The organism is Methylobacterium sp. NMS14P, assembly GCF_028583545.1.
Classification (GTDB): domain Bacteria; phylum Pseudomonadota; class Alphaproteobacteria; order Rhizobiales; family Beijerinckiaceae; genus Methylobacterium.
In genome coordinates this window covers 3,768,923-3,781,802 of sequence record NZ_CP087106.1, presented here as the reverse complement: position 1 = coordinate 3,781,802, position 12,880 = coordinate 3,768,923, and the positions used below count along the sequence as shown (strand labels likewise).

The 12,880-nt window shown below is 71.3% G+C and carries 13 protein-coding genes; 6 read left to right on the top strand and 7 right to left on the bottom strand.

Annotation, left to right across the window (positions count from 1 at the left end; genetic code table 11):
- The first annotated feature begins 1 nt into the window (after window position 1).
- From minD to LOK46_RS17955, 3 genes are all read left to right on the top strand, one after another.
- On the top strand, window positions 2-817 hold the full coding sequence (gene minD, locus LOK46_RS17965; RefSeq protein WP_020093046.1) for a septum site-determining protein MinD: 816 nt from the start codon (window positions 2-4) through the stop codon (window positions 815-817).
- Window positions 814-1,155, top strand: coding sequence for a cell division topological specificity factor MinE (minE, locus tag LOK46_RS17960; RefSeq protein ID WP_042672278.1), 342 nt, complete (start codon window positions 814-816; stop codon window positions 1,153-1,155). Before minD ends, minE begins: the two co-directional genes overlap by 4 nt.
- 161 nt (window positions 1,156-1,316) lie before the next feature.
- Window positions 1,317-2,201, top strand: a complete 885-nt coding sequence (locus LOK46_RS17955; protein ID WP_273559362.1) for an alpha/beta fold hydrolase — start codon at window positions 1,317-1,319, stop codon at window positions 2,199-2,201.
- On the opposite strand, the gene LOK46_RS17950 is transcribed toward LOK46_RS17955, so the two are convergent.
- Window positions 2,191-3,627, bottom strand: coding sequence for a cytochrome P450 (locus tag LOK46_RS17950; RefSeq protein ID WP_273559360.1), 1,437 nt, complete (start codon window positions 3,625-3,627; stop codon window positions 2,191-2,193). The two genes, LOK46_RS17955 and LOK46_RS17950, sit on opposite strands and share 11 nt — an antisense overlap.
- 77 nt (window positions 3,628-3,704) lie before the next feature.
- Window positions 3,705-6,353: an ABC transporter ATP-binding protein/permease gene (locus LOK46_RS17945; RefSeq protein ID WP_273559358.1), complete on the bottom strand. Its 2,649-nt coding sequence runs from the start codon at window positions 6,351-6,353 to the stop codon at window positions 3,705-3,707.
- 417 nt (window positions 6,354-6,770) lie between these two features.
- Between LOK46_RS17945 and typA the strand changes: the two genes are divergently transcribed.
- Window positions 6,771-8,594, top strand: a complete 1,824-nt coding sequence (typA, locus tag LOK46_RS17940; RefSeq protein ID WP_273559356.1) for a translational GTPase TypA — start codon at window positions 6,771-6,773, stop codon at window positions 8,592-8,594.
- A 148-nt stretch (window positions 8,595-8,742) separates the two neighbouring features.
- Window positions 8,743-8,994, top strand: coding sequence for an RAG2 PHD domain containing protein (locus LOK46_RS17935; RefSeq protein WP_443192826.1), 252 nt, complete (start codon window positions 8,743-8,745; stop codon window positions 8,992-8,994).
- 54 nt (window positions 8,995-9,048) lie between these two features.
- On the opposite strand, the gene LOK46_RS17930 is transcribed toward LOK46_RS17935, so the two are convergent.
- The 5 genes from LOK46_RS17930 to cysK form a co-directional block, all read right to left on the bottom strand.
- Window positions 9,049-9,207 carry a hypothetical protein gene (locus tag LOK46_RS17930; RefSeq protein WP_273559354.1) on the bottom strand — a complete coding sequence of 53 codons (159 nt, stop codon included), beginning with the start codon at window positions 9,205-9,207 and terminating at the stop codon, window positions 9,049-9,051.
- Window positions 9,204-9,518: a hypothetical protein gene (locus LOK46_RS17925; protein ID WP_273559352.1), complete on the bottom strand. Its 315-nt coding sequence runs from the start codon at window positions 9,516-9,518 to the stop codon at window positions 9,204-9,206. Before LOK46_RS17925 ends, LOK46_RS17930 begins: the two co-directional genes overlap by 4 nt.
- Window positions 9,518-9,697 (bottom strand): hypothetical protein, encoded by a 180-nt coding sequence (locus tag LOK46_RS17920; RefSeq protein ID WP_273559350.1) that lies wholly within the window; start codon window positions 9,695-9,697, stop codon window positions 9,518-9,520. Before LOK46_RS17920 ends, LOK46_RS17925 begins: the two co-directional genes overlap by 1 nt.
- Window positions 9,698-9,777: 80 nt before the next feature.
- Window positions 9,778-10,281, bottom strand: a complete 504-nt coding sequence (locus LOK46_RS17915) for a hypothetical protein (RefSeq protein ID WP_273559349.1) — start codon at window positions 10,279-10,281, stop codon at window positions 9,778-9,780.
- A gap of 306 nt (window positions 10,282-10,587) precedes the next feature.
- Window positions 10,588-11,562, bottom strand: coding sequence for a cysteine synthase A (cysK, locus tag LOK46_RS17910; protein ID WP_070999936.1), 975 nt, complete (start codon window positions 11,560-11,562; stop codon window positions 10,588-10,590).
- 355 nt (window positions 11,563-11,917) lie between these two features.
- Here cysK and LOK46_RS17905 point away from each other — a divergent pair, with 355 nt between their 5' ends.
- Entirely contained in the window at window positions 11,918-12,790 is an 873-nt protein-coding gene (locus LOK46_RS17905; protein WP_273559345.1) for a TAXI family TRAP transporter solute-binding subunit, read from the top strand.
- Window positions 12,791-12,880 lie beyond the last annotated feature (90 nt).

Genomic DNA, 12,880 nt, shown 5'->3' with positions numbered 1-12,880 from the left:
CGTGGCAAAGGTTCTCGTCGTCACATCGGGCAAGGGCGGCGTCGGCAAGACGACGACGACCGCGGCCCTCGGAGCGGCCCTGGCCCAGGGCGGGCAGAGCGTGTGCGTCGTCGACTTCGACGTCGGCCTGCGCAACCTCGACCTCGTCATGGGCGCCGAGCGCCGGGTCGTCTACGACCTCATCAACGTGGTCAACGGCGACGCCAAGCTCCCGCAGGCGCTGATCAAGGACAAGCGGCTCGAGACCCTGCACCTGTTGCCGGCCTCGCAGACCCGCGACAAGGACGCGCTCACCGACGAGGGCGTCGCCCGGGTGATGGACGAGTTGCGCGCCAAGTTCGACTGGGTGATCTGCGACTCCCCCGCCGGCATCGAGCGCGGCGCCCAGCTCGCCATGCACCACGCCGACGTGGCAGTTGTCGTGACCAACCCCGAGGTCTCCTCGGTGCGCGACTCGGACCGGATCATCGGCCTCCTCGATTCCAAGACCGCCAAGGCCGAGAAGGGCGAGGACATCGAGAAGCACCTGATCCTCACCCGCTACGACCCGATGCGGGCCGACCGCGGCGACATGCTCAAGACCGAGGACGTGCTCGACATCCTGTCGATCCCGCTGCTCGCGATCATCCCGGAGAGCCAGGAGGTGCTGCGCGCCTCGAACCTCGGCTGCCCGGTGACGCTGAACAACCCGCTCTGCGCCCCGGCGCGGGCCTACGCCGACGCGGCACGCCGGCTCAAGGGCGAGTCCGTGCCGATGAGCCTGCCGGTCGAGCGCAAGTCCTTCCTCGACAAGCTGTTCATGCGGAGGGCGGCGTGAGCATCCTGGGTCTGTTCCAGAAGCGCAGCTCCGGCGCGGTCGCCCGCGACCGCCTGCAGCTGATCCTCGCCCACGAGCGCGCGGAGTCGGGTCGCCCCGACCTCGTGATCCAGCTCCGGGAGGAAATCCTGGCGGTGATCGCCAACCACGTCGCGGTCGAGCCCGACAAGGTGAAGGTCACCCTGGAGCGCGGCGAGGGTGTCTCGACCCTCGGCCTCGACATCGAGCTGCCGCTCGGTGCCTCGGGCAAGCTCGACGCCAAGCTGGCCGCGAAGCTCGCCGAGGTCGCCGCCAAGAAGGGGGCCGCCAAGCCGGCCTCCTCCAAGAAGGCCGCTTGAGCCGGGCGGGGAGCGTCCCCGCCGGCACGGAGATCCACGAGCCGCGCCCGGTCCGCCGGGTGCGGCTTCGTCGTGCCCGCGACGAACGCCGGTCGCGACACTCGACCGGGCGCCCCGACGCGCCATCTCGGAGACCGGGGGAGGTCGATGAGAGGATCGCGATGCCGAGCGCCACGACGGACGACGGGGTACGGCTCCACTACGAGGAGAGCGGCCACGGGACGCCGCTGATCTTCGTCCACGAATTCGCCGGCGATCATCGCAGCTACGAGGCGCAGCTGCGCCATTTCGGCCGGCGCTACCGCGCGGTCGCGTTCAACGCCCGGGGCTACCCGCCCTCCGACGTGCCGGAGGCCGTCTCGGCCTACGCGCAGGCGCGCGCCGCCGACGACATCCTGGCCGTCCTCGACCATCTCGGCGCGCCGAAGGCCCACGTCGCCGGCATCTCGATGGGCGCCTTCGCGACCCTGCATTTCGGCCTGCGGCACCCCGGCCGCGCGCTGTCGCTGTGCCTCGGCGGCTGCGGCTACGGCGCGGAGCCCGAGCGGCAGGCCCTGTTCCGCGCCGAGGCGGACGCCACCGCCGCCATGCTGCTCCGCGACGGCATGGCGGCCTTCGCGGAGCGCTACGCCGTCGGGCCGACGCGGGTGCAGTTCGAGACCAAGGATCCGCGCGGCCACGCCGAGTTCAAGCGGATGCTGGCCGAGCACTCGGCCCTCGGCTCGGCCAACACCCAGGCCGGCGTGCAGAAGGGGCGGCCGTCGCTCTACGACCTCACGGACGAGCTGGGGCGCATGACGGTCCCGACCCTGATCGTCGCCGGCGACGAGGACTGGCCCTGCCTCGCCCCCAGCCTGATGCTCAAGCGGGTCATCCCCTCGGCGGCCCTCGCCGTGCTGCCCAATACCGGCCACGCCCTCTCGGTCGAGGAGCCGGACGCCTACAACCGGCTCCTCGACGACTTCCTGGCGCAGGTGGAGAGCGGCCGCTGGCCGATGCGCGACGCCCGCGCGATCTCGGCGACGATCACCGGGATCAGGGGCTGACCGGCTCGCGGGGGATCAGCCGGAAGCGCGCGGGGCGATCCGGCTGGGTCGTCACGACCGCCTGGGGCAGCACGGGCTCGCGCTCGTCGAGCACCAGCCGGAAGCGCTGCAGCACCCGCGCCAGGGACAGGACGGCCTCGCTCAGAGCGAACTGCGCGCCGATGCAGACCCGCGGGCCGGCCCCGAAGGGCAGGTAGGCGAAGCGTCGCGGGGCCGGGGCGCCGGGCAGGAAGCGGCCGGGATCGAACGCGTCCGGATCCGACCAGAGCGACCGGTGCCGGTGGAGCACCCATGGGCTCACCATGACGATGTCGCTCGCCTTCACGGTGTGGCCCGCCACCGTGTCCGGGCCCAGCGCCCGCCGGACGACCACGAAGGCCGCCGGGTACAGGCGCAGGGTCTCGTCGATCACCGCGCGGGTGAGCGGCAGCCGCCCGTCGCTCTGGCAGCCGGTGGGGTCGGTGAGGTCGGCGGCCCGCGCCTCGGCGGCGACCCGCTCCTGCACCTGCGGCGCGAGGGCCAGCAGGTAGGCGGCCCAGAACAGCGTGCCGGCGGTGGTCTCGTGGCCCGCCAGGATCATGGTGGCGACCTGGTCGCGCAGCTCGTCGGGCGTGAAGGCGGCGCCGGTATCCGGATTGCGGGCGGCCGCGAGCAGGTCGAGGAGGTCGCCCGAGCGGGCCCTGTCCCCCTCCGCCGCCCGGCGCGCCGCGATGATCCGGTCGAGGAAAGGGATCCACCGGCGCCGGAAGCGGCGGCGCGACCAGTCGAGGGGGACCGGCCAGCCCGGGGGGGTCACGATGTCGAGGAGGTGCGGCCGCCCCATCCGCTCGGCGTACTCGGCGATGAACTGGCGCAGCTCGGCGCCGTGCTCGTCCATGCCCACCGAGAACATCGCGCGCCCGGCGATCTCGAGGGCGAGCCGGTAGAAGGACGTGAACAGGTCGACCGGCCCCGCCGCGGCCTCGGCGGCGATCCGCTCCATCCCGTCGGTCACGGCGGCGGCGATATGGGGCACCAGACCGTCGATCGCCCGCGGCGTGAAGGCCGGCGCCAGGGTCCGGCGCTGGTGCCGCCACGCGGAGCCCTCGCTGATCAGGAGCCCATCGCCGAGGATCGGGCGCAGGATGCGGGTCGTCCCGGTGGTGCGGGCGTAGTTCGCCTGATTCTCGACCAGGACCCGGCGGATCGCCTCGGGGTCGTTCAGCACGAAGCTCGACCGTCCGAGCAGGCCGCGGCGGGTGACCGGCTCCTCGAAGGCGCGGCGGGGGAAGCCCGCCAGCGCGTTGTCGCGGATCGAGCGCAGGTAGGCGGCCAGCGGCAGCTCGCGCTCCGGCGGGGAACGGTGCGGCGGCACCACGCGCGGCAGTCCGGCGAGGCTCGGGATCGTCCGGTCCGAGGTCGCGGTGGCGTCCGAGAATGTTGGCATGGGGTGCCATCCTGTGCCGCAGACGGGCAGCCCTGTAAACCGCCGGCCGCGCCCCGCGCGGACCGGTCACGCTCACGTCATTCCGCCGCCGTGCGCAGGCGCGCTTCGGCACTCCGGATCGGCAGGCGCGCCGGGAACCGGGCTGGATCCGATTCCGGCGACAGGCTCGCCACGAGGCTGGCCCGGGGCAGGGCGGTCTCGGTCACGTCGAGCAGGGTGTCGACGCCCCGCTCCAGGTGCTCGTCCACCCGGTCGATCACGAGGATCTCCGGCTCGCGCAGGATCGCCCGCGCGAGGCCGACCCGGACCCGGACGCGCTCGGCGAGCAGCTGCCCGCGGTTGCCGACCTCCTTCTCGAGGCCGCGCCGCTGGATCGGCCGCTCCAGGTCGAACTCCCGGAACACCGCGCGGGCCTCCTTCTGGATCAGCGCCTCGCCGTGCATCCGCGCCGTGTCGATGCGGCCGAACAGGAGGTTGTCGAGGACGGTGCTGCGCGGGTTGATCCGGTTCGGGTCGTAGGATTCGACGTCGCACCCGTCGTCGCCGTGCATGAAGCCCTGCACGACCGCCCGTGCGCCGACCATGCGCTTGGCCAGGGTCTCGTCGAGCAGTCCGAAGCGCATCCGCGGCTCGACATAGGCGAGGGCCAGCGCCAGGAAGGCGACGCTGTCGGTCTCGCTCAGGCGCCCCTCGTCGGGCAGCCGCGCGAGCCGGCGCAGGTAGTCCGGCAGCGCGTCCGGGGTGATCAGCGAGAACCGCCGGAACAGTGGGTGGCCCGGCGGCACGTCGGCGAAGATGTCCTTGAGGTTGCTGGCGATGGCGACGCCCATCCGGTCGAGCTCGTCGAGGAGCTTCACCTTCTCCAGCGCGTCGCGGAACAGGGGGACGCCGGCGAGGCGGCGCGGGTCCGTCAGCGTCGGGTCGCGGGGGACGCCGAACAGCAGGTTCTCCCCGACGGTGGCCTGCTCGTTGTAGTGGCCCCGGGCGAAGGGGATCACGAGGTCGGCGAGGCCCTTCTGGGCGAAATGCTCGCGCAGGTGCTCCCGCGCGGCGATCATGCGCTGCCCCACCGGCGTGTCATGGGCCACCGAACTCAGGGCGCCGAGCCCGAACCGGTAGAGCTCGTCGCCGAGGTCGAGCCGGCCGAGCAGGTCGAGCAGGCGCTCGTCGAGCTCGCCGGCATCCCGGACGCCGAGGCGCTTGAAGTCGATCCAGGGGTCCTCGACGCTGTCGCAGGGATTGCCGGTCTTCACCGCCTCGTTGATCCGCGCCTTGCTCAGATCGAGGCTGTTGGTGCGCAGCGGGTGCACGCGCAGCCCGTAGAGGATGTTGTCGCGCAGCGTCCCGGGGAACAGCACGGGCTGGACGCCCGCGTAGGCGATGCGCCGCGCGTGGTCGCGGCGCGGCAGCGTGGAGAGGTCGTGCTCGCCGATCCGGACCGTACCCCCGGGCGGCGACTGCAGCCCGGCGAGGATCCGGACGAATTCCTGCGCGATCGGCCCGGGCGGGACCAGGGCGACGCGCCCGGGGAGGCGCACCTCCGCGTCGCCGATCTCGATCAGGGAGCCGCCCTGCGGATCGCGCAGCTGCAGGCCCTCGAGCCGCAGCGGGCCGCCGAGGCGAGGCGCCGCGCGCTCGGATTCGTGCTCCGCCGGCATCAGCCGCTGCGGGCCGAAATGCGCCGCCACGGTCTCGTACTTGACCTCGACGTCGAGGCGCTGCTGGTCCCAGTCGATCAGCTCCTTGAGGGGCGGCGGCAGGTCGCGATAGGCGGCCAGGACCGCCACGAGCTGGCCGATGTCGAGCTGGCCCTTCAGGGCGAAGTAGCCGCCGATCGCGTAGAACAGGAACGGCGTCACCTGCGCGAGCAGGTTGTTGAGGTACTTCACCGCGAACTTGCGGCGGTAGATCCGCAGCCGCAGGTCGTAGAGCCGGTAGAGGCGGCCGCCGATCTCCGCCCGCTCCCAGCGGCCGGTGTCGTTCAGCGTCACCGCCTGCAGGCCGTCGAGCACCTCGGCGACGCGGCCCGCGAGGGCGCGGGACGCGATCTGGCGCTGCCGGCTGAGGCGGATGATCTCCCGCCGCAGCCGCGGGATCACGATCATCTGCACGGCGACCATGCCGCCGGCCGCGATGCCGAGCCACATGTTCTGCATCATGATGAAGGCCAGCGCCGTCGCGGCCTGCGTACCGAGGAACACCGGCACCACGATCGCGTCGCCGATGAACGAGCCGATCGGCTCGACCTCGTCGCGGATGATCGTCGCGGTCTCGGAGGATTTCACCTCCCGCTGCGTCTCCGGCGAGAAGCGCAGCATCAGAGAGAACAGCTGGAAGCGCAGACGGCGCAGCATCCGCTCACCGAGGATGCCCTTCTGCAGGTTGATCCAGAACTTGAACGCGCCGTTGATCAGGACGAGGCAGAGGAACAGGGTCGACAGGCTCAGGAGCAGCTCGAACCGGTCGAGCTGGAACCCCTCGAACAGGTGGGTCTTGCCGCCGCCCAGGAAGGCGGGCCACTCGACGGTGAGCTCGAGGAACGGCGCGGTCGCCTCGCCGTGCGCGTAGGCCTTCCCGGTGATCGCGTCGTTGACGATGCGCTTCGGCAGGTCGAGCGAGGCGAAATAGAACGGGAGCGACGCCAGCACGACGGCGCAGATCCGGAGCTGCGCGCCCTTCGAGTAGCGCCAGATATACGGGAACAGCCGCGGCTCAAGCGCGCGCATCGTGTCCTTCCGGGGAAAGCCCGCCCCGGCGGCCCGAGGGCCGAATCGCCGCAGCCGGACGCCTGATCCTGGCCGATACGCTACCCGAGGGAGCCGGTTTCATCCAATATAACCCGATACGGACGGCTTCGCGCCGGTCGCGGCGTCATCGTGCCGTCATATAGGGCAGCCGGCTCAGGGGAGGGCGCTGCAGAGCAGCCCTGCAGCGACGGCCGAACCGCGCCCGGCGCGCGGTGCCGGCCTCGGATCTGCCCCCAGCAATCCCGGCAACGCGACGCCCCCATGACCTCAGCGGCCTTGCCCAAGCGCGCGCGTCCTTATATTGCGACGCAACCACCACGACTCCGTACCTGAACCGGCGCGGACGGCCGCGCCGCGCGGCCGCCAGGGAGCCGGCACAACCCGTTTCGGGCCGCCATGAATCTGCGCAACATCGCCATCATCGCTCACGTCGACCACGGCAAGACGACCCTCGTCGACAAGCTGCTGGCACAGTCCGGCACCTTCCGCGAGAATCAGCGGGTCGAGGAGCGGGCGATGGACTCGAACGACCTCGAGAAGGAGCGTGGCATCACGATCCTCGCCAAGGCGACCTCGGTCGTCTGGAAGGAGACCCGCGTCAACATCGTCGACACCCCCGGCCACGCCGATTTCGGCGGCGAGGTCGAGCGCATCCTGTCGATGGTCGACGGCGTGATCGTGCTGGTCGACGCCGCCGAGGGGCCGATGCCCCAGACCAAGTTCGTGGTCGGCAAGGCGCTCAAGATCGGCCTGCGCCCGATCGTGGCGATCAACAAGGTCGATCGTCCGGACGCCCGGATCAACGAGGTCGTGAACGAGGTCTTCGACCTGTTCGCCGCCCTCGACGCCACCGACGAGCAGCTCGACTTCCCGATCCTCTACGGGTCGGGCCGCAACGGCTGGATGGCCGACACCCCTGAGGCCGACCCGTCGGTGGGCCTCGAGCCCCTGTTCGACCTGGTCCTGAAGCACGTGCCGCCGGCCCGGACCGAGGAGGGACCGTTCCGGATGCTCGGCACCCTGCTCGAGGCCAACCCGTTCCTCGGCCGCATCATCACCGGCCGCATCGCCGCGGGCTCGGTGAAGCCGAACCAGCAGATCAAGGTGCTCGACCGTCACGGCAAGGTCGTCGAGACCGGTCGCGTGTCGAAGATCCTCGCCTTCCGCGGCCTGGAGCGCGCGCCGATCGACATCGGCGAGGCGGGCGACATCGTGTCGATCGCCGGTCTTATCAAGGGCACCGTGGCCGACACCTTCTGCGACCCGCAGGTCGAGACCCCGATCCAGGCGCAGCCGATCGACCCGCCGACCGTGACGATGTCGTTCATCGTCAACGACAGCCCGCTCGCCGGCACCGAGGGCGACAAGGTCACGAGCCGCATGATCCGCGACCGCCTGTTCAAGGAGGCCGAGGGCAACGTCACGCTCAAGATCGAGGAAGCCGCCGACAAGGACAGCTTCTACGTCTCGGGCCGCGGCGAGCTGCAGCTCTCGATCCTGATCGAGACCATGCGCCGCGAGGGCTTCGAGATCGCCGTGTCGCGGCCGCGGGTCGTGTACGAGCGCGACGAGGCCGGCGGTCTCCTGGAGCCGATCGAGGAGGTCGTGATCGACGTCGACGAGGAGCATTCCGGCGTCGTCGTGCAGAAGATGTCCGAGCGGAAGGCCGAGATGCTGGAGATGCGGCCGTCCGGCGGCAATCGCCTGCGCCTCGTGTTCCACGCGCCCACCCGCGGCCTGATCGGCTACCAGGGCGAGCTGCTCACCGACACCCGCGGCACCGCGATCATGAACCGGCTGTTCAAGGCCTACGAGCCCTACAAGGGCGAGATGCCGGGCCGGCGCAACGGCGTGCTGATCTCCAACGACCAGGGCGAGGCCGTGGCCTACGCCATGTGGAACCTGGAGGACCGCGGCCCGATGATGATCGAGCCGGGCTGGAAGGTGTACCAGGGCATGATCGTCGGCGAGCACAACCGCGAGAACGATCTCGAGGTGAACGTGCTCAAGGGCAAGAAGCTCACCAACATCCGCACCACCTCGAAGGACGAGGCCGTCCGCCTCACCCCGCCGATCCGGATGACGCTCGAGCGCTCGCTGGCCTGGATCCAGGACGACGAGCTGGTCGAGGTGACGCCGAAGTCGATCCGCCTGCGCAAGGCGATCCTCGACCCGAACGACCGCAAGCGGGCCGAGCGGTCGAAGGAGAACGCCGCCTGAGGCGGGTGACCGTCACCGATCGTGAACGACCGGCAACCGGGCGCTCAGGCCCGGTTGCTGATGCGGTCCTTATTCCTGGCCGCTCTCGGACCCATCGAACCCTTATGCCGGGGGCGATACCTCGGTGGGGCGGACCCGAGAGGCCCGCGTGAACCCCGTGACACCGATGCCCGTCGCGTTGAACCCGCTTCCGTCACTCGCCCCGGCCGCCGCCGCGCCGCCCTCGTACCTCGTCGGCCAGGACGGCGAGGGTCACTGGGTCGCGGTCGAGGCCGGTGGGCGCGCCGGAGGCATCTTCCGCAGCCGCCAGGACGCGATCCGCTACGCCTGCGTCGAGACGGGCTGCCGTCCCGGCGACGTGCCGCTGGCTGCCGGCCCGATCCCTTTCCGGCTCTCCTGAGCCCCGAAGAGCCGCGGCGCGTATCCCGCCGCGGCGCCGTTCGGCCCGGCCGCGTCAGCTGCTTCCGGGATCGGTCTCGTCGTTCTGCTTGCCGCCGGAGGGCGTCCCGTGTCCGGGCTTGCCCTCCGTCTTCTCGTTCGGGTCCTTGACCGCGTCCGGGGCGACGTTCTTCGGTTTGTCCGGCTGCGAGCCGGTCTCTCGGCCATCGGTCATTCCCGGTTCTCCTGCTCCGCCCGGTAGTGTCCACCAGCGACCTTCGTGTCGGCGGCCGGACCTCGCGAGGCCTTCTGGTCCGAGTGGCCCCCCGAGGAGCCGCCGACCGCGGGCGGCGCGCGCCCCGGTTCTCCCGCCGCGCCCCATCCCTCCTTGGGTTCGGTCCGCGGCGTCTCGCCGGAGCCCATGTCGGTGATCGCGGCCTGATCGGAGGTCTGATGGCCGCCCCCGGCGGGCGGACTCCCGCGCGACCCGACCTTGTCGTCGGGCTTGCGGGTGACCGTCCCGGATTCGCTCGTCGGCCTGACCATCAGCGCTTCCCGTCGTCCTGGCCGACAGCGGCGGTGGCGCGGTCGATCGCCTCGCCGAGATCGGTGCCGGACCGCGCCTTGTCTTCCATCTGGCCGAGCTTCTCGCGCGGCGTCTCGGTCTCGGTGGCGGCCTGGGCGTCGGGGTCTTCCCGCGACGGTCGTCCGGTCTGTTCTGTCATGGCTCGCCTCTCTGCCTCTTCGGGAGACAACGGAGGCGGCCGAGGAGGGTTGCGCCGACCGGGCATCGGCGGCGCGCGGTTCAGGTCTCGGGGCCGACGATCCGGGACAGGACGGCCCGCACGAGACGCCGCGCCGAGTCCTCCGCGGCCCCGCGATCCGACGCCCGGGCCTCGATCGTCAGCAGATCGCCGTCCTTGAGGATGACCGCGGTGGCTCCGGCACCGCCGTCCAGCGCGTACACGCTCATCCAGCCGACTGCGGGTCTTGCGGGCAGTGACGAGAGGCGGCAATCCGGATTGCGCTTCACGCAGATCGCCTCGAGCGCCGCGAGGGTGGTCCGGCCCGAGCGGACCCGGGCCTCAGTCCCGTCGGTCAGGCGCCCGATCCGCATCTCGATCGATGGGGCGCCCGTGCAGGCGGCGCAGTGCAGGCCGAGACGCTGCGCCTCCGCCTGTGCCGTGGCTTCCGGCCCGAGCGCCGCTCTGGCGGCTTCGGCCAGCCCGGTCAGGTCGTGGACCGCGAAACCCTGGGCCATCGCCGCCTGAGCCCAGAGGCCGAACACGAGAATCAGGAGGCCGCGCATGGTAAGAAGCATTGTCCGTTCGCCAACCGGCGTTAGCGGAAAGCTCTTCTCTCGTCCAGACGCGGTGGATCGGCGTAAATTTCCGTCGTTCTCGATCCGAGATCGGTATCAGACTATAGCTATTGTCTGAAGTCGATCGATTTAAATCTTCAAGAGCGAAACTAGGCGAATGATAGAACGAAAAATTTGTTTCGGTGCGTCGATCACGACGTTCGCGGCCAGGACGAGGACCGCGCCGATCGGTGTCGGCGCGGTCCTGATGGCAGGCCGTAGGGGAGAGGCTCGAAGGCCGCTCCGGTGCCGGACTCAGCCGATCCCGTCGAACAGGGCGGACGAGATGTAGCGCTCGGCGAACGAGCAGGCGACGGTCACGATCCGCTTGCCCTGGAACTCGGGGCGCTTGGCCAACTCCAGCGCCGCGGCGACGTTGCCGCCTGTGGAGATGCCGCCGGGGATGCCCTCCAGCCGGGCGAGCGCCCGGGAGGTCTCGAAGGCCGCCTGGTTGGTGACCTTCAGGACGCCGTCGAGGATGTTGGTGTGGAGGTTGTCGGGGATGAACCCGGCGCCGATGCCCTGGATCTTGTGCGGGCCGGGCTGGCCGCCGGAGATCACCGGGGAATCCTCGGGCTCGACCGCGAAGACCTTCAGGTTCGGCAGGCGCGGCTTCAGCACCTCGCCGACGCCCGTCACGGTGCCGCCGGTGCCGACACCGGCCACGAACGCGTCGAGCTGGCCGCCCGTGTCGCTCCAGATCTCCTCGGCGGTGGTCTTCCGGTGGATCTCGGGGTTGGCCGGGTTCGAGAATTGCTGCGGCATGACCGAGCCCGGGATCTCCTTCAGCAGCTCCTCGGCCTTGGCGATCGCGCCCTTCATGCCCTGCGCGCCCGGCGTGAGCGCGAGCTCCGCGCCCAGGAAGGCGAGCATCTTGCGCCGCTCGAGCGACATCGTCTCGGGCATCACCAGGATGAGGCGGTAGCCGCGGGCCGCCGCCGTGAAGGCGAGGGCGATGCCGGTGTTGCCCGAGGTCGGCTCGACCAGCGTGCCGCCGGGCTGGAGCTTGCCGGAGGCCTCCAGGGCATCGATCATGTTGACGCCGATGCGGTCCTTCACGCTGGCGATCGGGTTGAAGAACTCGAGCTTCAGCAGGATCTCGGCGTCGACGCCGTGCTCCTTGGGCAGCCGGTTCAGGCGCACCAAGGGGGTGTTGCCGATCGTCTCGGTGATCGAGCCGTAGACACGGCCGTGGCCGACCTTCGCCGGTGCGTTGAGGGTATCGGCCATCGCGGAACTCCTGCTCGTGGTGACGGATCGGACAGATGTCGTGTCCGGGAAAGGCGCCGCCAAGGGATCGCCCTCGCGTGGGAGGCTTGACCGGCCCGGACGGGAGGCTGCGATATCGCGTTGCCGCGGCCGGAGCAATCGGGCTAAGTGCCGTTACCGAAAGTTCTTTCCGGAATCCGGCGAACTTTCGTGACGGGGTGGAAGGCCTTTATTGAGCGATCGGTTCCTGATGGAATTTCATTCTCTCGCTTCCGCGACGACGGCGGGCCGCTCCCCACCTTCCTCCGCGTCCGCGGCGCCGAGCCTCGCCCGGCGGCCGACTCGTCGAGCCGCTCTGCTGGCGGGCCTCGGGCTGATGCTGGCGCGGCCGGCGCGCGCCGCCGAGGCGCTCCGCGTCGTGCTCGCCACCGCGACCCCGGGCGGCGGCTTCCCGGCCTTCGGGGAGGCCTTCGCCGGCGCGATCGCGGCCGCGGACCCGGCCCTGACCGTCGAGCGGCGCGCCACCGGCGGGTCGTCCGAGAATGTCGGCCTCCTCCGCGCCGGCCGCGTCGATCTCGGCCTCGTGCAGGGCGAGTACGCCTACCCGACCCTCGCCGAGGGCGGCGGCCTGACCGTTCTGGCGCCGATGTACCCGACGCCGGGCCTGTTCGTGGTTCCGGCCGGCAGCGCGATCCGCTCCGTGGCGGATCTGCGCGGACGCAGGGTCGTGCTCGGCACGCACAAGTCCGGCCTCACCGTCATGGGCCGGAGCGTCCTCGGCGCGTCGGGCCTCGATCCCGAGCGCGACATCAGCCCGATCCTCCTCGATCGAGCCGGCGACGGCCCGACACTGGTGCGTGAGGGCCGCGCCGACGCGCTCTGGGGCGGCGGCCTCGACTGGCCGGGCTTCCACGCGCTGGCCGCGGACCCGGGCGGTGCGCGGTTCTTCGGGCCGTCGGAGGCGGGCATCGCGCGCCTCGCGCAGCCCGGCGCGGCGACGCGGCGCCTCACGGTTCCCGCGGGCAGCTTCGCCGGGCAGGCGGAGCCGATCGAGACGGTCGGATCCTGGAGCTTCGTGCTCGCGCGGCCCGGCCTCGACGCGGAGACGGCCTACCGCGTCGTCGGGGCGCTGGCGCGGACCGATCTCATCGCCGCCCAGCCGAAGAACCTCGTCGGCCTCGTCCCGGCGGACCGGGTCAATCCCGGGACCGCCCGCTTCCTCGGCGAAGCCGGCGTGACGCTGCGCTAGAGCGCACTCCGCCGAAATGGCTGCCGGTTCGGCGCCAGAGAGCGCGTCAGAGCGGAGGCCGAGGGCCGCGCACGATCGCTGCGCGATCGG